The 18,512-nt window shown below is 57.0% G+C and carries 15 protein-coding genes and 1 pseudogene; 6 read left to right on the top strand and 10 right to left on the bottom strand.

The window, feature by feature from the left end:
- The 3 genes and pseudogenes from ACZO0A_RS05055 to ACZO0A_RS05045 form a co-directional block, all read right to left on the bottom strand.
- A pseudogene (locus tag ACZO0A_RS05055) lies at positions 1-335 on the bottom strand (sugar ABC transporter permease); the annotation flags it as partial.
- Between the two features lie 138 nt (positions 336-473).
- On the bottom strand, positions 474-1,796 hold the full coding sequence (locus tag ACZO0A_RS05050) for an extracellular solute-binding protein (RefSeq protein WP_302377108.1): 1,323 nt from the start codon (positions 1,794-1,796) through the stop codon (positions 474-476).
- 407 nt (positions 1,797-2,203) lie between these two features.
- Positions 2,204-3,205 carry a LacI family DNA-binding transcriptional regulator gene (locus ACZO0A_RS05045; RefSeq protein WP_486846128.1) on the bottom strand — a complete coding sequence of 334 codons (1,002 nt, stop codon included), beginning with the start codon at positions 3,203-3,205 and terminating at the stop codon, positions 2,204-2,206.
- Between the two features lie 444 nt (positions 3,206-3,649).
- Here ACZO0A_RS05045 and ACZO0A_RS05040 point away from each other — a divergent pair, with 444 nt between their 5' ends.
- The 3 genes from ACZO0A_RS05040 (at position 3,650) to ACZO0A_RS05030 (ending at position 7,760) form a co-directional block, all read left to right on the top strand.
- A complete protein-coding gene (locus ACZO0A_RS05040) occupies positions 3,650-4,114 on the top strand; it encodes an Hsp20/alpha crystallin family protein (RefSeq protein ID WP_291210327.1) in 465 nt (154 codons plus the stop codon).
- A gap of 168 nt (positions 4,115-4,282) precedes the next feature.
- Positions 4,283-6,256: a fructose-1,6-bisphosphatase gene (locus tag ACZO0A_RS05035; protein ID WP_486846127.1), complete on the top strand. Its 1,974-nt coding sequence runs from the start codon at positions 4,283-4,285 to the stop codon at positions 6,254-6,256.
- Positions 6,257-6,317: 61 nt separating this feature from the next.
- Positions 6,318-7,760 carry a C69 family dipeptidase gene (locus ACZO0A_RS05030; protein ID WP_486846126.1) on the top strand — a complete coding sequence of 481 codons (1,443 nt, stop codon included), beginning with the start codon at positions 6,318-6,320 and terminating at the stop codon, positions 7,758-7,760.
- A 63-nt stretch (positions 7,761-7,823) separates the two neighbouring features.
- Here the strand turns inward: ACZO0A_RS05030 and ACZO0A_RS05025 are convergent, their stop codons facing one another.
- The 3 genes from ACZO0A_RS05025 to ACZO0A_RS05015 all read right to left on the bottom strand — a co-directional run bounded on the left by ACZO0A_RS05025 (position 7,824) and on the right by ACZO0A_RS05015 (position 9,027).
- Positions 7,824-8,162: a hypothetical protein gene (locus ACZO0A_RS05025; RefSeq protein ID WP_330034452.1), complete on the bottom strand. Its 339-nt coding sequence runs from the start codon at positions 8,160-8,162 to the stop codon at positions 7,824-7,826.
- A gap of 53 nt (positions 8,163-8,215) precedes the next feature.
- Positions 8,216-8,575 carry a SipW-dependent-type signal peptide-containing protein gene (locus ACZO0A_RS05020; protein WP_302377099.1) on the bottom strand — a complete coding sequence of 120 codons (360 nt, stop codon included), beginning with the start codon at positions 8,573-8,575 and terminating at the stop codon, positions 8,216-8,218.
- Positions 8,576-8,877: 302 nt separating this feature from the next.
- Complete coding sequence (locus ACZO0A_RS05015; RefSeq protein WP_302377098.1) at positions 8,878-9,027, bottom strand: hypothetical protein; 150 nt, start codon at positions 9,025-9,027, stop codon at positions 8,878-8,880.
- Positions 9,028-9,449: 422 nt separating this feature from the next.
- Between ACZO0A_RS05015 and pckA the strand changes: the two genes are divergently transcribed.
- Positions 9,450-11,054: a phosphoenolpyruvate carboxykinase (ATP) gene (gene pckA / locus ACZO0A_RS05010; protein WP_294719185.1), complete on the top strand. Its 1,605-nt coding sequence runs from the start codon at positions 9,450-9,452 to the stop codon at positions 11,052-11,054.
- Between the two features lie 145 nt (positions 11,055-11,199).
- On the opposite strand, the gene ACZO0A_RS05005 is transcribed toward pckA, so the two are convergent.
- The 3 genes from ACZO0A_RS05005 to nrdG all read right to left on the bottom strand — a co-directional run bounded on the left by ACZO0A_RS05005 (position 11,200) and on the right by nrdG (position 13,483).
- Positions 11,200-11,358, bottom strand: a complete 159-nt coding sequence (locus ACZO0A_RS05005; protein WP_291231978.1) for a hypothetical protein — start codon at positions 11,356-11,358, stop codon at positions 11,200-11,202.
- Positions 11,359-11,373: 15 nt separating this feature from the next.
- A complete protein-coding gene (locus ACZO0A_RS05000) occupies positions 11,374-12,750 on the bottom strand; it encodes an MATE family efflux transporter (RefSeq protein WP_302377094.1) in 1,377 nt (458 codons plus the stop codon).
- Between the two features lie 184 nt (positions 12,751-12,934).
- Complete coding sequence (gene nrdG, locus ACZO0A_RS04995; RefSeq protein ID WP_291210296.1) at positions 12,935-13,483, bottom strand: anaerobic ribonucleoside-triphosphate reductase activating protein; 549 nt, start codon at positions 13,481-13,483, stop codon at positions 12,935-12,937.
- A 421-nt stretch (positions 13,484-13,904) separates the two neighbouring features.
- Here nrdG and nrdD point away from each other — a divergent pair, with 421 nt between their 5' ends.
- Complete coding sequence (gene nrdD, locus ACZO0A_RS04990) at positions 13,905-16,082, top strand: anaerobic ribonucleoside-triphosphate reductase (protein WP_291231975.1); 2,178 nt, start codon at positions 13,905-13,907, stop codon at positions 16,080-16,082.
- 141 nt (positions 16,083-16,223) lie between these two features.
- Positions 16,224-16,844, top strand: coding sequence for a type II secretion system protein (locus ACZO0A_RS04985; RefSeq protein WP_302377092.1), 621 nt, complete (start codon positions 16,224-16,226; stop codon positions 16,842-16,844).
- A gap of 102 nt (positions 16,845-16,946) precedes the next feature.
- Here the strand turns inward: ACZO0A_RS04985 and rny are convergent, their stop codons facing one another.
- Positions 16,947-18,500, bottom strand: coding sequence for a ribonuclease Y (gene rny / locus ACZO0A_RS04980; protein WP_215691349.1), 1,554 nt, complete (start codon positions 18,498-18,500; stop codon positions 16,947-16,949).
- Positions 18,501-18,512: the final 12 nt, after the last annotated feature.

The raw sequence follows: 18,512 nt of genomic DNA, 5'->3' as shown, positions 1-18,512 counted from the left end.
GAAATCATGCTCATCAGCAGGATCTCGAAGGAGTTATCGTAATTGTTCACGACGTTTTTCATCGTCGTAACGTCGAACACCATCTCCATTTTGACAGTGCCCAGCGTGCCGAATTTAGCAAGGTTTGGCGCACCGTAAAATGCCAGGAAGTAAAGTCCCAGACCCTCCACGAGGGTGACAAGGAGCGCTTTCATCAGCTGGCCGTGACCGATATAGCCAAGGCCCCATACCAGGAGCGAAACTTTGGTAAAGATATCGCCTTTTACAAAGGCTTCCCCAAAAGTCTGGAAGAAGTTCTTCTCGCCCGGCATGGCTCGCGTTGCAGTTTTCGCCACAGCGAAGTCCCCTTTCGTTCACACGATCTTCATAAATCATATGGATAAAACAGCCCGCTTGCATCGGTCGTTTTCTACCACAAGCGGGCTGTCTTATCAGATCATTTCTTTATTAATTATTATAGATAGGAACAGAGATTACTGGGTAACAGGAGCGGTGATACCGGCGACAGCGTCATCGACCAAAGTCTGGGTGTCCTTGCCATCGGGGTTGCCGTTGACGCAGATGGAGCCGAGGGTCTCAGCGGAAGCCCAGAAGTTGCCGCCAACGCGCTGCAGGTTAGCGTACTCGGACTGGTCAACAACAGCGGTCAGAGCCGGAGAAGAAGCGGCTGCCAGAGCGTTGGTGTTGGAGGGGCCCTGTGCGCGCTCCTTGAAGCGCAGTTCCTCGTTCTCTTCGTTGGTAACGAAGTCGGCCAGCAGCATAGCAGCACCGACGTTAGCGCTGTGGGGGTTGACACCGATCAGTTTGTAGCCGGAGAAGGAGGCCATCTGGACCTGCTCACCGTTCAGCGTGTAGGTAGGCAGCTTGCAGGCGGCGTAGTTGTCGCCCCAAGCTTCAGCAGCGTCGTTTGCACGCCAGGTGCCGTTGACGCCAGCAACCAAAGTGCCGTCCTTCAGCTTACCAGTGAACTCCTCGTCCTTCAGGGCGATGAAACCGGGGTTTTTGCAGATATCGATGACAGCCTGAGTGACATCAGCACCGGGAGCCTCGTTCCAGTTGCAGACGGTGTTCACGCCGTCATCAGCCAAAGCCAGATTCAAGCCGGCGCCAGCATAGAAGCTGTACAGGTACCAGCCGTTCGCAACGTCCATAGAGACCTTCTTGCCTGCGGCGGCTGCCTTGTCCATCATCGTGTCAAGGCTCTTGACATCGTCCTCGGTGAAGAAGCTCTTGTCGTAGAACATGAAGTAGCCGTTGTCAGCGGTCAGGGGGTAAGCATAGAGCTTGCCATCGACCGTGGCAGCATCGACAGACGCGGGAGTGTTGCGGCTCTTGATATCGTCCGCATTCAGCTGCACTTCCTGCAGAGCGCCAGCCTGAACCAACTCGTTCAGCTGGTCATCAGCAAAAGCAAAAACATCAGCAGCGGCGGTGGGGTCGGTCAGGACGGTATCCTTGGCCTCCTTTTCGGACTGAGCGCCCAGGTTGATGGTGATCTTGCCGCCGTAATTGCCGTACTTCTCGATGAACTTGTCGCTGATCTCACGCAGCAGATCCTGATCCTCTTCAGCGCCCCACATGGTCAAGGTAACGTCCTGAGCGAAGGCAGCGGCAGCAGCCTGATCAAGGACATCGCCGGCAGCAGCGGCCTCGGTGGAAGCTGCGCTGGAAGCCTCGGTGGACTCAGCAGTGGAAGCTGCTTCGGAAGTGGAGGTGGCGGTGCTGGCAGAGCCGCCGCAAGCGGCGAGGGACAAAGCCATTACACCGGCCAGAGCCAGGCTGATTTGCTTTTTCATAATGTACTCTCCTTCTTTTAAAAATGTTCTCTTGTGAACACCTTGAGCGGTGCTGCGCAACTAACTTGCGCATCCGCCTTACGTTTTTTAGGATACAGGATTTTTCGCTTGGTGTCAATGTACAGATTATCCGTGTTTCACAGTGCGTTTTTGGCTGTTTTGCCGCCGGAAACGGCTTATTCGACGAAAAATGCGCGCAACTTGCGCAACTTCCGGGTTGCACGCGGTTGTTTTTGGACACATTTTCCCTGTTTTGTACAGCAATCTGACGTTGCCGTAACTATTTTGTAATTTGATTCGATGATGTCATAAAATAGGAAGTTGCGCAGAGCCGGAAACCATGACACCTCCAGAATAGCAAAACTGCCCCGGAAGGCATTCCTCCGGGGCGGCATGATAAACGCTATTCACTTTGTCGAATCCCGTAAAATGACCTGATACCCTTGCAGCTGGCGCTTCGGCACGTCCTTCCCGGCCAAAATGTCCAGCAGCATCCGGCAGGCAGTGGAGCCGATGCGCTCGGCGTCAAACCGCACTGCCGAGATAGAAGGTGTTATGTCTACGAGCAATTCGCTGTCATACAGGCTTGCCACGCGGATGTCCTGGGGTACATGGATATGCCGTGCCCGCAGCTCCCGCACAACGTCAAAGGCCAGCCGGTCGTCACAGCAGAGCAGGCAGTCGGGGCGGTGCTCCAGTGTAGCTTCCAGTGCGTCGGTGCGCTGTTCGTCGCTCTCCAATCCCGTGTGGATCAGCGTTTGGTCGGCCTGCACACCGAACTCGGCCAGACCTCGCAGATAGCCACGCAGCCGGTCGGCGTTGACGGTATAAGTGCCGCTGCCGCCCAGGTAGGCGATGCGCCGGGTGCCCAACTGCAGCAGCAAGCGGGTCATTTCGCACGCTGCACCCAGCTGGTCGTTGTCGGCCTGGGGAATCTCCGGGTCGTCGATGCGGCCGATGGCCACAAAAGGCACACCGTACTGATTCAACAAGTCGATGCAGGGGTCATCCGACATGGTGCGGGAAAGGATGACACCATCAACTTTATGGCTTGCCAGCTGGCGTTCCAGTTGGTCGGTGTCGGTCTCACTGACATAGCAGAGCAGCAGGTCATACCCGCGCTGCGCAGCCATGGCGCAGATGCCGCCCATACATTTGCGCAGGAAGGGCAAATCCAGGCGGATAAAGTGTTTCGGGATGATGAGTGACAGATTATGTGTTGCGCCCTGTGTCACCGGATGGGGCGGCGCGACCTCGCGCCCGGTCAGCCCGGCGTAGGCAAGCACCCGGGCGCGGGTCTCCTCCCCCACGCGTCCTTTGCCGGAAAGCGCACGTGATACCGTGGTTTTCGAGATTCCGAGCGCGTCTGCGATCTCTGCAATTTTCATGGGTGTAGTGTTATTCGCCATGGTGCGCACGTTCCCTCCCTTGCTGAAAATGTTGCGCATGATAGTCGCGCGCAGTTCAAGGATACCGTTGCATTCAAAAAGTGTCAATCCGCAAACCGCACAAAAAAACAGACGAAAATTTGGCAAGGGTGGCGGGCATGTTCTTGTTTTATATGGTGCGTACACACTTGTGCAGGGGCCAGGCGTATTGATCACTACACAAAATCACGTACTATCGCTGTATTCAAAAGCTTATTGCATATTTTATGAACAATCATTACACAACTTGTAAACATTAGCACTCTACTATTGACAGTGCTAATTTGCCGTGTTATTATAAAAGCGTTCCAAGGGGAACAGGGACGAAAGAACCAGAACCCCCAAAGGAACAACAAAGCTTAATTCAAAAGTCAACTGTACGCACAGTCTACGTTCAGCCGATGAAAATTGGAGGAATGACTTATGATGATGGTTCCGTATATGTTCAATGATGGTTTGATGGATGATTTGTTCAGCGATGCCTGGGCGCATGACTTTGACCGTGCAATGCGCGCTGCCGAACCCCGCAGTATGTTTGGCAAACGTGCCGCCAATGTGATGAAGACCGACGTCCGCGAGAACAAGGACAGTTACGATGTGTTTGTCGACCTGCCCGGCTTCAAGAAGGAGGATGTCAAGCTCGACCTTGACAACGGCTATCTGACCATCAGCGCCCAGCGCAATGAGGAACTGGACGAGAAGGACAACGAGGGCCGCTACATTCGCCAGGAGCGTGCCACCGGCAGCTGTGCCCGCAGCTTCTACGTTGGCAAGGAGCTGGAACCCAAGGATATCAGCGCCAAATTTGAGAACGGCATCCTGAGCCTGCATCTGCCCAAGGCCGACGCCAAGAAATTGGAACCGAAGCAGACGTTGATTGAGATCGAGTAATCGCTCATCTTCCGGAACGCCGTAGCGGTGGATGTGAGCATCGACCCCTGCAAGGCATACTCTTCCGGGCCGCAGCCCTAAATTCTTAGGGCTGCGGCCCTTTTGTTTTGCCTAAAAGTGTGTTATAATTCCATATAGATGAAATAAAAGTACAGGGAGGTCCTGCCCGTGCCATATTCCGACGAGCATCTGCGCTATCTGCGCCTGCTTTCCCAGAAATACAAGACCGTGGCCGCCGCGGCCAGCGAGATCATCCGCATTGAGGCACTGCTGCGCCTGCCCAAGGGCACCGAGCATTTTATGAGCGACCTGCACGGCGAGCATGAAGCGTTTGTACATATTTTAAACAGCGCGTCGGGCGTCATCCGGGAAAAGATCGACACGGTGTTAGGCCCCGGCGTCCCCGCCGACGAACGCGCCGAGTTGGCAACATTGGTCTATTATCCCAATCAAAAATTGCCCGAGCTGAAAGCCCGCCAAAAAGACCTGCACGCCTGGTATCGGCTGACACTGCTGCGGCTCATTGATCTGTGCCGGTTCGTGTCCAGCAAGCACACCCGCGACCATGTGCGCCGCTGCCTGCCCCAGAATTGCGGCCACATCCTCGACGAACTGCTTCACGCCCACTTTGAGGACCACGACAAGGACCAGTATTACGGCGAAATCATCGAGAGCATCATCCGCTACGACCGCGCCGACGCCTACATTGTTCGCTTCTGCGAGGTCATCAAGCGGCTGGCCGTTGACCGCCTGCACATCGTGGGCGACCTGTTCGACCGCGGCCCGCGCCCTGACCGCATTCTGGACAGCCTGATGGCCCACCACCAGGTGGATATCCAGTGGGGCAACCACGATGTCGTCTGGATGGGCGCGGCGGCGGGCAGTCCGCTCTGCATCATGACGGTGCTGAAAACGACACTGGCTTACAACAATCTCGACACCCTTGAGGGCGGCTACGGTATCAGCCTGCGGCAGCTCGAGCGTTTTGCCCAGCATACCTACGCCGATTCCGATGTGTCGCGCTGGCTGCCCCACGCAGACCCGCGCACCGCTGCGGGCGATTTGACCGCCGCCGCGCGGATGCACAAAGCCGTGACCGTCATGATGCTCAAGCTCGAAGCCCAGGTCATTGCCCGCAACCCGGATTTTGATTTGCAGGGCCGCGACTTCTTAAATCACATCGACTTTGACGCAGGCACAGTGGATTATTTTGGCACGACCTATCCCCTGCTGGACTGCGATTTTCCCACCGTGGATCCGGCGCACCCCACCGTGCTGACCGCCGACGAGGGCAAGGTCATTGCCGGGCTGGTGCGCAGCTTTGCCGAGAGCGAGCGGCTGCAGCGCCATGTGCAATTTTTGTACGCTCACGGCGCATTTTATAAAATGTGCAACGGCAATCTGCTCTACCACGGCGCTGTGCCCATGACCGAAAACGGCGCGTTTGCGGCTATCACCTTTGAGGGCGTTGCCCGCAGCGGCAAGGCGCTGTTCGACTACTGCGACCGCCGCGCCCGCCAGGGTTACAGTGCGCCGCAGGGCAGCCCTGCGCGGCTGGCTGGGCAGGACTTTTTGTGGTATCTGTGGTGCGGGGCAAAATCGCCGTTGTTTGGCCGCAGCGCCATGACGACGTTTGAACGGCTGTACATTGCCGACCCCGCCGCCCACGTCGAGGTAAAGGACCCCTACTACAAGCACATTGCCGACCCGCGCACCGCCGAACATATTTTGCGCGAATTTGGCTTGGAAGGCGAGGGCAGCCATATCGTCAACGGCCATGTGCCGGTCCGCGCTATTGAAGGCGAAAGCCCCATCAAGGGCGGTGGGCGGCTCATCATCATCGACGGCGGCTTCTGCCGCGCCTACCACCAGCGCACCGGCATTGCGGGCTACACACTGGTCTACAATTCCCGCGGGTTGATTCTTCGCACCCACCAGCCGTTTGAAAACACTGACAAGGCCATCCACGAGGACGAGGATATCACGTCCAAGAGCGAGTACATCTACACCGCACCGCAGCGTATCCTGGTGCGCGACACTGACGAGGGCGGCCGCAAGCAGGCGCTCATCCGCGATTTGACCGCCCTGGTGGAGGCCTACCAAACCGGCGTTATCCCCCAGGGCGTGGCACAGGAATTGTGATTGAAATTTGGGAAAACAGGTTTATAATAGGGTTATATAATACATAAGGAGATGTTCAAACATGGCTTGCACTACCATTCTGGTCGGCAAAAATGCGTCGTATGACGGCTCCACGATGATTGCCCGCAACGACGATTCCGGCTCCGGCCATTTTACCGCGAAAAAATTTACCGTGTTCCAGCCGCAGGACTACCCAGCTGTCTACAAATCCGTGATTTCGGGCGTCGAGATCCCCCTGCCCGGCGACGGCCTGCGGATGACTGCCGTGCCCAACGCCGTGGAGGGCAAGGGCCTGTGGGCGGCCAGCGGTGTGAACGCCGCCAACGTCGGCATGACCGCGACCGAGACCATCACCTCCAACCCGCGCGTGCTGGGCGCTGACCCGCTGGTCAAGGGCGGCATCGGCGAGGAAGATATCGTCTACCTTGTGCTGCCCTACGTGCGCACCGCCCGCGAGGGTGCCCGCCGCCTGGGCAGCCTGCTGGAACAGTACGGCACCTATGAGATGAACGGCATTGCCTTCCAGGATGTGGACGAGATTTGGTGGCTGGAGACCATCGGCGGCCACCATTGGATGGCCCGCCGCGTACCCGACGATGTCTATGTCGTCATGCCGAACCAGCTGGGCCTGGACACGCTGGACCTGGACGACGCTTTGGGCGAGCAGAAGGACTTCATGTGCTCGGCTGATCTGCGCGACTTTATCAAAAAGTATCACCTCGACCTGTCCCAGGACGGTGCGCTGAACCCGCGGGATACCTTCGGCAGCCACGACGACGCCGACCACGTCTACAACACGCCCCGCGCGTGGTATATGCTGCGGTATTTCAATCCCAACACCTTCGTATGGGATGGCCCCGACGCCGACTTTACGCCGCGCTCCGACGATCTGCCCTGGTGCATGGTGCCCGAGAAGAAGGTCACGCCCGAGGATGTAAAGTACGTGCTGTCGTCTCATTATCAGGGCACGCCCTACGATCCCTACGCCGCCGCAGCCGCCGAGAAGGGCATCTACCGCCCCATCGGTGTGAACCGCAACGACTTTATGGCGCTTTTGCAGATGCGCCCCGACGTACCGGAGGATTTCCGCGCCGTGGAGTGGCTGGCCTTTGCGTCCAACGCCTTCAACACGATGCTGCCCTTCTACGCCAACGTGGACACGACGCCGGAGTATCTGTCCAACACGACCGGCGATGTCTCCACAGGCAACTTCTACTGGGCCAGCCGCCTGCTGGCCGCCATGGCCGATGCGTCCTACGCAAAGTCGGTGTTCCACATCGAGCGCTACACCCTGAGCGTCGGCGCAAAGTCCAACGGCTTCATCAACCGGTACGACGACGCCCAGCGCGCCGAGGCTGACCCCGCCGCCCGCGCCGCCCTGCGCGAAAAGGCCAACGAGGAGATTGCCGCCATGGCCAAAGTCGAGACGACCGACGCGCTGAACAAGGTGCTGTTTGAGTTGAGCAGCGGCATGAAGAATGCCTATTCGCGTTCGGATGCGTAAATAATTCCTACATAATTCATACGAAAGCGAGGAACGCACCTATTGCGGTGCGTCCCTCGCTTTTTATAGTTCTTTCACTACGTACAAAATGCCCTTGTCCGTTTCCTGCGCCGCCGTGGTTCTGCCGGGCGCAAGGCAGGCCGCAGGGTCAAACCCGACAAACCGCCCGCCCTCTACGGTGATGGCCCCATCCCCTACACTGTACAGCAGGTGGTCGGCGCTGTCGCCCTTTACGGCGTACAGGCCGCCGTGCAAAATCACCTGCCCCGCCGCCGCACAGACGGCACAAGACCCGGCACCGCCCAGATAGCGGCCGCCATACAGGTCCACGCGACAGCCCTGCCCGCGGGCGTAAATGGGGCAGCCTGCGCGGCTGTGGCTGCGGGCGGTAGCCTGTATCATGCCTTTGCCATGTACTGTCAGGGCCGCACCGTCGGCCAGCTGTATCGTGCCTTTCAGGCGGTGGCCGCCGGGGTGGGTGTCGGCTCGGCGGTAGGTTCCGGCGTGGCAGTCGGTTCTGCCGTGGGGGACGGCGTGGCCGCAGGTTCCTCTGCGGTCAGTGCGGCTGGGGCCGGCGCGGCGGCCAGCAGGGTGTCGGAGGCTATGGTTTCCTCGTCGAGGAATACGGGGGAGTCCGCCTCGGGGGCGTCAGATTGCCCGGCCCAAGTGCCGGCCTGGATATCGGCGACCTGCACGGTGGCGGTGCTGGTGAAATAGGCCGACGTACTGCCCACATGCAGCGATGCAAACAGCGCCGAACCCGCCGCCGTCAGGCAGAGCGCCCGCAATAGGGTCTTGCGATTGGGATTTGGCATAAAAAGCATCCTTTTAAGGTTGTAATTTACAGCAAGCAAAGGGCGTAAACGATACAGTTTACGCCCTTTGCTTGCCGCCCCTCCGGGGAGGGGACGGCAATTTAGTAAGGAAGTGATGAGAAAAGCGGATTTAGTGTGCCGAAATGGCACGCCCGTGCCTTGCAGAGAATGTAGGGGCGAGCATTGTTCGCCCGTCAACCTGGCGCAACTGCGCGTTCATGGGAAAGTTTCTCACTAGGCAAACGGCCCGGGCGAGCAATGCTCGTCCCTACACAAGGGAGTTTGTCTGTTTATGATAGACGTTAAAAGGTAACTGCGGCAACGTTGATTGTGCTGGGCTCGGTGCTAGCCGGGGCATCGGCGGACTTCTTGACCATCACAGGCTTGGCAGTCGTGAGGGCAATGGCGCTGACAAGCAGGCTGCGCTTGACCGATGTTCGGTTGTCTTTCATTTAAATTCCTCCCAATTTTTTCAAAACTGTCAAATGCAGTTTCAACGAATACCCATATTTTACCACCGGGGGGGGGTAAGGCTATTCGCAATTTCACAAAATATACATAAATATTCTTGTGGATTTTTTACATAAAGGGGGATTTTTGGGGGAAAACGGCGGTAAAGGGGATGCAAAAGCCCCTCCCCCTTCGCTCCGCTCGCCCGGCACAGTCCGCGGGGCATCGGGGACGCCGCCCTGCAACGTGTATTTTTTAAAATTCAAACTATTTTACAATAATGTCACAATCTTTGAAAGAATTTGGCCTTGCTTTTGCGGCAAAATCTTTGTATAATAAATAACAGGATGGGGCACTAGGAGGCTGACTTAGACCCCTGTTGCCCCATTCAGCCAAAAGTATAGAGAAAGAGGTATATGTAAACATGGCAAATCTGGATTTGACTAAGTATGGCATTACCGGCACGACCGAGATCGTGCATAACCCCTCTTACGAGATGCTGTTCGAGGAAGAGACCAAACCCGAGCTGACCGGCTATGAGAAGGGCCAGGTCACCGAGCTGGGCGCTGTCAACGTTATGACCGGCGTTTACACCGGCCGTTCCCCCAAGGACAAGTACATCGTTGTTGACGAGAACTCCAAGAACACCGTCTGGTGGACCAGCGACGAGTACAAGAACGACAACCATCCCATGACTGAGGCCACCTGGTCTGCCGTTAAGGACATTGCCAAGAAGGAGCTGTGCAACAAGCGCCTGTTCGTCGTGGATGCTTTCTGCGGCGCAAACAAGGACACCCGCATGGCGATCCGCTTCATCGTGGAAGTGGCCTGGCAGGCACACTTTGTCACCAATATGTTCATCAAGCCCACCGCCGAGGAGCTGGCCAACTTCGAGCCTGACTTCGTTGTTTACAACGCCTCCAAGGCTAAGGTTGAGAACTACAAGGAGCTGGGCCTGAACAGCGAGACCTGCGTTGCCTTCAACATCACCAGCAAAGAGCAGGTCATCATCAACACCTGGTACGGCGGCGAGATGAAGAAGGGCATGTTCTCCATGATGAACTACTTCCTGCCGCTGAAGGGCATGGCCTCCATGCACTGCTCTGCCAACACCGATAAGGAGGGCAAGAACACTGCCATCTTCTTCGGTCTGTCCGGCACCGGCAAGACCACCCTGTCCACCGACCCGAAGCGCCTGCTGATTGGCGACGACGAGCACGGCTGGGACGACAACGGCGTCTTCAACTTCGAGGGCGGCTGCTACGCCAAGGTCATCAACCTGGATAAGGACTCTGAGCCTGATATCTACAACGCCATCAAGCGCAACGCTCTGCTGGAGAACGTTACCGTTGACGGCGAGGGCAAGATCGACTTCGCTGACAAGTCCGTCACCGAGAACACCCGTGTGTCCTACCCCATCAACCACATCCAGAACATCGTTCGCCCGATCTCTTCTGCCCCTGCCGCCAAGAACGTCATCTTCCTGTCTGCTGATGCGTTCGGCGTTCTGCCCCCGGTCAGCATCCTGACCCCCGAGCAGACCCAGTACTACTTCCTGTCCGGCTTCACCGCCAAGCTGGCCGGCACCGAGCGCGGCATCACCGAGCCCACCCCGACCTTCTCCGCCTGCTTCGGCCAGGCCTTCCTGGAGCTGCATCCCACCAAGTACGCTGAGGAACTGGTCAAGAAGATGCAGAAGTCCGGCGCTAAGGCTTACCTGGTCAACACCGGCTGGAACGGCACCGGCAAGCGCATCTCCATCAAGGATACCCGCGGCATCATCGACGCGATCCTGAGCGGCGCTATCAACGAGGCCCCCACCAAGAAGATCCCGCACTTCGACTTTGAGGTTCCCACCGAGCTGCCCGGTGTCGATCCCGCCATCCTCGATCCTCGCGACACCTACAAGGATGCTTCCGAGTGGGAGACCAAGGCTCTGGATCTGGCTGGCCGCTTCATCAAGAACTTCGCCAAGTACGAAGGCAACGAGCACGGCAAGGCTCTGGTCTCTGCCGGCCCCCAGCTGTAATTTGAGCGACTGCGCTTAAAATCATAGCATAACACCCCGCCCGCACGTCACGGTTTTCGTGATGTGCGGGCGGGGTGCTTCTATACACTGAAAAACAAGGCCCCCGGGCGTGCTGGCAGGCAGCAGCGCCCGGGGGCCTGACGTGTTATAAATGCTGCGTTTCCTTGGCTTTGCGCAGTTCCAGTTCTGCCCGGTACAGCTCGTACTCGGTGCGGCTCATGCAGACCGGGCCGATGGGGGTGTTGACGAGTTGGCGGTCGGTCAGTTCTTTTGGCGCGGCGGAAATGGTGGCTTTGGTGTCCATACCTCTCCCCTCCCCTTACAGGCGCGCCAGTGCGTCGCGCTGCTGCAAGCGCTGGACGGACTGGCGGTAGGCAAAGACAAAATAGGCGATCTCTGCGGCGGCAGTCAGCGCCCAGGAGCAGGGATACAGCAGGTACAGCGAGGGAATCGTGTGGAAGTGGGCGAAGATCGTGTAGACCCACGCCACGCGGAATACGCAGGACCCCAGAATAACGATAACGGTGGGGCCGATGGTCCGGCCCAGCCCGCGGGAGGCGGCAATCGTGCAGTCCATGAAAGCCGAGATGCAGTAGGCCCAGCCCATGACTAGGATGCGCTTCATGCCTGCGTCGATGACGGCACTCTCGGTGGTGAACAGCGCAAGGAACTGGCGGCCAAACACCAGCAGCCCACCGCCCAGCACCGCGCCCAGCCCAAAGGAGTAGGCCAGCGCGATGAAGTAGCTTTTCTTTACGCGGTCCAGCTTGCCCGCACCGTAGTTCTGGCTCATAAAACTGGCGCAGGCCATGTAAAACGCCGCCATAGCGTCATAAATCAGGGCATCCGCGTTGGCGGCGGCCGAGTTGCCCTTGACCATCAGCGAGTCGAAGGAGTTGACGCCCGCCTGGATAAACAGGTTGGCGATAGCGAAAACCGCGTTCTGGAAGCCTGCCGGAATCCCCAGCAGCAAAATGCGTTTTGTCGTTGGAATGTCCAATTTTATCTTGTGAAAGTCCAGCGCATAGCAGTCCCGGACTTTTGTCAGCGCGTGCAGGATCAGCCCCGCCGAGACGCACTGGGCAATCGTGCTGGCCAGCGCCACACCCGCGACATCGAGCTTGCAGACGATGACGAAGAACAGGTTCAACACAATATTCAGCGCACCCGCGATAGAAAGATAGGTCAGTGGCTTCTTGGTATCGCCGATGGCGCTGAACACAGCGTTGCCGAAGTTATAGAGCGCCAGCGCGGGCATACCCAAAAAGTAGACGCGCAGGTACAAAATGGCACCGGGGAGCAGGTCCTCTTTGGTATTCAGCAGCCGCAGCAGCGCGGGCGAGCCGACCAGACCGATAAACAGCAGCAGCACACCCGCCGCCAGGCTGACCAGCAGCGCCGAATGGACGGTCTTGCTGACGTCCTTGGGGTGCCTGGCACCGTAAAACCGCGCCACCAGAACATTGATACCGTTGCTGAGGCCGATAAGAAAGCCGGTGAACAGCGTGACGAACGTTGCCGTGGAGCCGACTGCGCCCAGCGCCGTGGAGCCTGCAAAGCGGCCCACAACGGCAACATCGGACAGGTTGAACAGAATTTGTAAAAGGTTAGACAGGGCCAGCGGCAGACTGACCAGCAGAATTTGTTTGGCCAATGGCCCTTCGGTCATGGATTTGGATTTGGCGGGGGTGGACATAGTAGATGATTATTGCTCCTATTTTTGAAATATGGCAGAGGTGTAGGGGCCAGGCTTGCCCGGCCCTCGCGTGGAAGGCAGACGGCTTCTTACCGCAGGGCTGCGGGCCGCCTATGTGCGGCCCCTGCACCTCGGCCTTGCGGTTCGCAGGAGCGGACTCCATATCCGCCCGCGGCCGCCTCCGTTACATCTTGTGATCCGCAAAAATCGGGTCGTCCTGCCAAAGGACGATCTTTCCCGCCGCGCGGGTCTTGTTCATGTCAATGATGCGCTGGTTGCTCGAACCGCGGAACCGCAGGCTGATATCATACTTGTCCTGCACAAATTCGCCGTCCACCAGCACATCTATATATTGTAGGAACTCGTCCGTGACTTCGCAGCGGCCGCAGCCGGGCTGCCATACCTCGTGTTCGAGATTGTTGCCGGTGTAGCACCAGATGGTCTTACCTGGGCAGCGGGCCTTTACCTCTTTGATAAAGGGCAGCAGCGCACGCTGGTTTTCCGGCTCCAGCGGCTCGCCGCCCAGCAGCGACAGACCGTTGATGTAGCCGGGGGCCAGGCTCTCGATGATTTGCTCCTTCACCGCGTCGGTAAAGGGCGCGCCATAGTTGAAATCCCACGCCACTGCGTTGAAACAGTTGGGGCAATGGCGGCGGCAGCCCGAGACAAACAGGCTGGTGCGCACCCCTTCCCCGTTGGCAATATCACAATATTTGATGGTTGCGTAGTTCATGGCAGTTCTCCTGTGGGGCATCCCCATATCTTGTGTAAGGGCTTGGGGCACACCCCAAAACCTTACCTAGTATACCAGCTTTACCGACATAATGCAACCGTGAAAACAAAATGCAGCGGTTCGTTTTGTGCGATACAGCGTCATTTTGTGTAGAACCGCTCAAAATCACTAAAAATTCCGCCTCATTTTTGGCAGTATCCTTTTTGCACGTTGAGGCGACGAAAACGGAATATTTTGTTCTTTGAATATCATATAACACAATATCTAGTGGTTTCATCCATTGACTTTTCCTTCTGGTTGCGGTATTATAGTCTTGCTCGCAAAACGAGCTTTGTACAGCCCGGCAACAGATACGTGTTTTATACAGTGCGTATTACCATGTTCCGCATCTGTTTATTCTATTATAAAAAGAGGAGTCACCATGAAGATCATCAAGCGCAACGGCAGCGAAGCTGTCTTTGACATCACCAAAATCATTTCGGCCATCACGAAGGCGAATAAGGTCGTGCCCGAGGCCCAGCGCTTGACGAAGCAGCAGATCATCGAGATCAGCGACCATGTGCAGGAGGTCTGCTATGCCCGCGGCCACGCCATGAACGTGGAAGAGATTCAGGATATCGTCGAGGATGCCATCATGGCCACCGGCGCGTATGAGGTGGCCCGTAAGTACATCACCTACCGCTATGTGCAGAGCCTCAAGCGCACCCACAACACCACGGACGACAAGATTCTGTCCCTGATCGAGTGCAACAACGAGGAAGTCAAGCAGGAAAACTCCAACAAGAACCCCACCGTCAACAGCGTCCAGCGCGACTATATGGCCGGTGAGGTCAGCAAGGATCTGACGATGCGTATGCTGCTTCCCCCGGAGATTGTCAAGGCGCACGAGGAAGGCATCATCCACTTCCACGATGCCGACTATTATGCCCAGCATATGCACAACTGCGACCTCGTCAACCTGGACGATATGCTGCAAAACGGCACGGTCATTTCCGGCACTTTGATTGAGAAGCCGCACTCCTTCTCCACCGCCTGCAACATTGCCACGCAGATCATCGCACAGGTTGCGTCCAGCCAGTACGGCGGCCAGAGCATCAGCCTGACCCATCTGGCCCCCTTCGTCGATGTCAGCCGCAAGAAGATCCGCCGCGATGTCGAGGCCGAGATGAAGGATCTGGGCATTGATCCCGGCGAGGAAAAAATCTCCGAGATCGTCGAGAAGCGCCTGCGCGAGGAAATCAAGCGCGGCGTGCAGACCATCCAGTACCAGGTCGTCACCCTGATGACCACCAACGGCCAGGCACCGTTCATCACGGTGTTTATGTACCTGAACGAGGCCGGTGACAACCAGCGTCTCAAGTCTGACTTGGCCATCGTCATTGAGGAAATGCTGCGCCAGCGTTACCAGGGTGTCAAGAACGAAGCCGGCGTCTGGATCACCCCTGCCTTCCCTAAGCTGATTTACGTCCTGGAGGACGACAATATTTACGAGGGCCAGCCCTACTACTACCTGACCAAACTCGCCGCCAAGTGCACCGCCAAGCGCATGGTGCCCGACTATATCAGCGAGAAGAAGATGCTGGAATACAAGGTCGATGCCAACGGCGAGGGCCACTGCTTCACCTGCATGGGCTGCCGCAGTTTCCTGACGCCGTACATCGACGAGAACGGTAAGCCCAAGTATTACGGCCGCTTCAATCAGGGCGTTGTCACCATCAACCTGGTGGATGTGGCTCTGTCCAGCGGCGGCGATTTTGATAAGTTCTGGCAGCTGTTTGACGAACGTTTGGAGCTGTGCCACAAGGCCCTGATGTGCCGCCATAACCGCCTGAAAGGCACCCTGAGCGACGCCGCGCCCATCCTGTGGCAGTACGGCGCACTGGCCCGCCTGAAGAAGGGCGAGCCCATCGACAAGCTGCTCTACGGCGGCTATTCCACCATCAGCCTAGGCTATGCGGGCCTGTATGAGTGCTGCAAGTATATGACCGGCAAGAGCCACACCGACCCCGCCGCCAAGCCCTTTGCGCTGAACGTGATGCAGCATATGAACGACGCCTGCGCCAAGTGGAAGAACCAGCACAATATTGATTTCAGCCTGTACGGCACACCGCTGGAATCCACGACCTACAAGTTCGCCAAGTGCCTGCAGAAGCGTTTCGGCGTGGTGCCGGGCATCACTGACCGCAACTATATCACGAACTCCTACCACGTCCACGTCACCGAGCATATCGACGCCTTCACCAAGTTGAAATTCGAGAGCGAGTTCCAGAAGCTGTCCCCGGGCGGTGCCATCAGCTACGTGGAAGTACCCAATATGCAGGATAACCTCGAGGCCGTTATCAAGGTCATGCAGTTCATCTACGAGAACATCATGTATGCTGAGCTGAACACCAAGAGCGACTACTGCCAGGTCTGCGGCTACGACGGTGAAATTCAGATTGTGCCGGAGGACGGCAAGCTGGTTTGGGAGTGCCCCAAGTGCCACAACCGCGACCAGAACAAGCTGAACGTTGCCCGCCGCACCTGCGGCTATATCGGCACCCAGTTCTGGAACCAGGGTCGGACGGCAGAGATCAAGGATCGAGTGCTGCATCTGTAATGACAGAATAAATTTAAAACGCCCCTGCTTTTTGCTGCAGGGACGTTTTTTTAAACGGAACGGCTTATTATTGAAACCGTTGACTTTTCTGATTTTACACGATATAATAAGTCTCATTATGTACCGAAGGAAGTACGATTTATGGTAAATATAAAGAAAAAACGAGGTTTCACGTTGGTGGAATTGATCGTGGTGCTGGTCATTTTGGCCATCCTGGCAGCATTGCTGGTGCCTGCGCTGACGGGGTACATTGATAAGGCGCGGAAGAGGCAGGTCATTACGGAGACGAGGATGATTACAATGGCTGTTCAGACAAAAATGTCTGAATACTACGCTTCAAGTGAATGGAATGGATATGGAGTCGACAAAGGCCCGTCAGCGGTTGATTTTGACAAATATTATGTTGCATATAAAAGCGGTTCCAACGCAAACAAGGTAAACCGCTTTTCTGAAATAACCAGTCTGGCAGAAGTGACTACACTTGGTAATGGAGGTTCTTTTGGAGCATACGTTGCTGAAGATGGCCGCGTCACGGTAGTAGTCTATAAAGACGGGAAAGGGAATGTGGGGATTTACTTCTATGATACACAAGAGTATGTCGCTTACAGGGAATCGGATTTTGCGAATCTGGAAGCTTACTATGGGGCGATAAAAGATCGTGTATGTTACTCGCCTTATTATCAAGACAAGAAAAAAACAGTTATTAACCCTTTAAATGTAAAAGTTAATATCTTGGAAATGATGGGATATAATGGAACATAATTTGTAACTAATTTATTTAGTTTCTAAGGCGGGCTGCGGCCCGCCTTTTCAGCACACAAAAAACGGCAGCCCATGGCGGGCTGCCGTTTTCTATTGGCAAACTTATTTTGCGTACTCGGTGGCGCGGCTCTCGCGGATGACGCTGACCTTGATCTGGCCGGGGTAATCCAGCTCGTTCTCGATCTTCTTTGCGACATTGCGGGCCAGCAGAATGACCTCGTCGTCGCTGACCTTGTCGGGCTGAACAAGGATGCGCACCTCGCGGCCAGCCTGGACGGCGTAGGAGCTTTCGACACCCTCGAAGCCGTTGCAGAGGGCTTCCAGCGTTTCCAGACGCTTGATGTAGCTCTCCATGTTCTCGCGGCGGGCACCCGGGCGGGCGGCGGAAATCGCGTCGGCGGCCATAATGATAAACGCCAGTGTGGTTTTCGGCTCCACATCGCCATGGTGGGCCTCGATGGCGTGGATGACCTGCGGGTTTTCGCGGTACTTCTTGCAGATGTCGACGCCGATCTGGACGTGGCTGCCCTCAATCTCGTGGTCGAGCGCCTTGCCGATATCATGCAGCAAACCGGCACGGCGGGCCAGCTGGACATTGACACCCAGCTCGCCGGCCATCAAGCCAGCCAACCAGGCCACTTCCAGAGAATGGCTCAGCACATTCTGGCCAAAGCTGGTGCGGTACTTCAAACGGCCGATGAGCTTGACCAGGTCGGGATGCAGGCTGTGAATGCCCAACTCCATAATGGCTTTGTCGCCCTCGCGCTTCATCTGAATTTCCAGTTCGCGGCGGCACTTGTCGACAGTCTCCTCGATGCGGGCCGGGTGGATACGGCCATCAGCAATCAAGCGTTCCAGCGCCATGCGGGCGACCTCGCGGCGGGTCTGGTCAAAGCTGGACAGCGTGATAGCCTCCGGCGTGTCGTCAATGATGAGGTCACAGCCGGTGGCGGTCTCCAGGGCACGGATGTTGCGGCCCTCGCGGCCAATGATGCGGCCCTTCATCTCGTCGCTGGGCAGCGGCACAACGCTGACGGTGGCCTCGCTGGTGGCGTCAGCCGCGCAGCGGGCAATGGCCTGGCCAACCAGCTCACGGGCGAGGTTGTCGCACTCGTCCTTCATGTTAGCCTGGTAGGCGCTGATCTTCATAGCCTTTTCGTGGGTCAGCTCATCGTCCACCTGCTTCAGCAGCACGGCGCGGGCGTCCTCTTTGGACATGGCCGCGATGGTTTCCAGCTTTTCGGTCTGGCGCAGTTTCAGCTGTTCCAGTTCGTCTAAGCGGGCTTCCACCGTCTCGCTGCGGCGCTTGAGGTCCTCTTCTTTGCGTTCCATCTGGGTGGTACGCTTGTCAAGGGCTTCCTCTTTCTGGTCGATGCGGCGCTCCTGGCGGGAAATTTCGGCGCGGCGATCCTTGATTTCCTTGTCGGCATCGCTCTTGAGTTTGAAGGCTTCGTCCTTCGCTTCGATGATGGTTTCCTTGCGCTTCTGCTCGGCAGCCTTGATGGCATCGTTCACGATGCGTTTGGCTTCCTCTTCGGCGCTGCCGATCTTGGCTTCGGCAGTGCGCTTGCGGTTCTCGCCGCCGAGGTAAAAACCAAGCGCCCCAGCAGCAACAGCAGCAACAAGGACCAGCACCACGGTCAAAATTGGTGACATAGTCGGTTTCAC

This window comes from Gemmiger sp., from assembly GCF_057431175.1.
This window is presented reverse-complemented; position numbering and strand designations above follow the sequence as displayed.

What these genes read in the sequence shown, in the direction of transcription:
- ACZO0A_RS05050 (WP_302377108.1), bottom strand. Translation starts at nt 1,796, where the DNA reads ATGAAAAAGCAAATCAGCCTGGCTCTGGCCGGTGTAATGGCTTTGTCC.
- ACZO0A_RS05045 (WP_486846128.1), bottom strand. Translation starts at nt 3,205, where the DNA reads ATGGCGAATAACACTACACCCATGAAAATTGCAGAGATCGCAGACGCG.
- ACZO0A_RS05040 (WP_291210327.1), top strand. Translation starts at nt 3,650, where the DNA reads ATGATGGTTCCGTATATGTTCAATGATGGTTTGATGGATGATTTGTTC.
- ACZO0A_RS05030 (WP_486846126.1), top strand. Translation starts at nt 6,318, where the DNA reads ATGGCTTGCACTACCATTCTGGTCGGCAAAAATGCGTCGTATGACGGC.
- ACZO0A_RS05025 (WP_330034452.1), bottom strand. Translation starts at nt 8,162, where the DNA reads ATGATACAGGCTACCGCCCGCAGCCACAGCCGCGCAGGCTGCCCCATT.
- ACZO0A_RS05020 (WP_302377099.1), bottom strand. Translation starts at nt 8,575, where the DNA reads ATGCCAAATCCCAATCGCAAGACCCTATTGCGGGCGCTCTGCCTGACG.
- ACZO0A_RS05015 (WP_302377098.1), bottom strand. Translation starts at nt 9,027, where the DNA reads ATGAAAGACAACCGAACATCGGTCAAGCGCAGCCTGCTTGTCAGCGCC.
- pckA (WP_294719185.1), top strand. Translation starts at nt 9,450, where the DNA reads ATGGCAAATCTGGATTTGACTAAGTATGGCATTACCGGCACGACCGAG.
- ACZO0A_RS05005 (WP_291231978.1), bottom strand. Translation starts at nt 11,358, where the DNA reads ATGGACACCAAAGCCACCATTTCCGCCGCGCCAAAAGAACTGACCGAC.
- ACZO0A_RS05000 (WP_302377094.1), bottom strand. Translation starts at nt 12,750, where the DNA reads ATGTCCACCCCCGCCAAATCCAAATCCATGACCGAAGGGCCATTGGCC.
- nrdG (WP_291210296.1), bottom strand. Translation starts at nt 13,483, where the DNA reads ATGAACTACGCAACCATCAAATATTGTGATATTGCCAACGGGGAAGGG.
- nrdD (WP_291231975.1), top strand. Translation starts at nt 13,905, where the DNA reads ATGAAGATCATCAAGCGCAACGGCAGCGAAGCTGTCTTTGACATCACC.
- ACZO0A_RS04985 (WP_302377092.1), top strand. Translation starts at nt 16,224, where the DNA reads ATGGTAAATATAAAGAAAAAACGAGGTTTCACGTTGGTGGAATTGATC.
- rny (WP_215691349.1), bottom strand. Translation starts at nt 18,500, where the DNA reads ATGTCACCAATTTTGACCGTGGTGCTGGTCCTTGTTGCTGCTGTTGCT.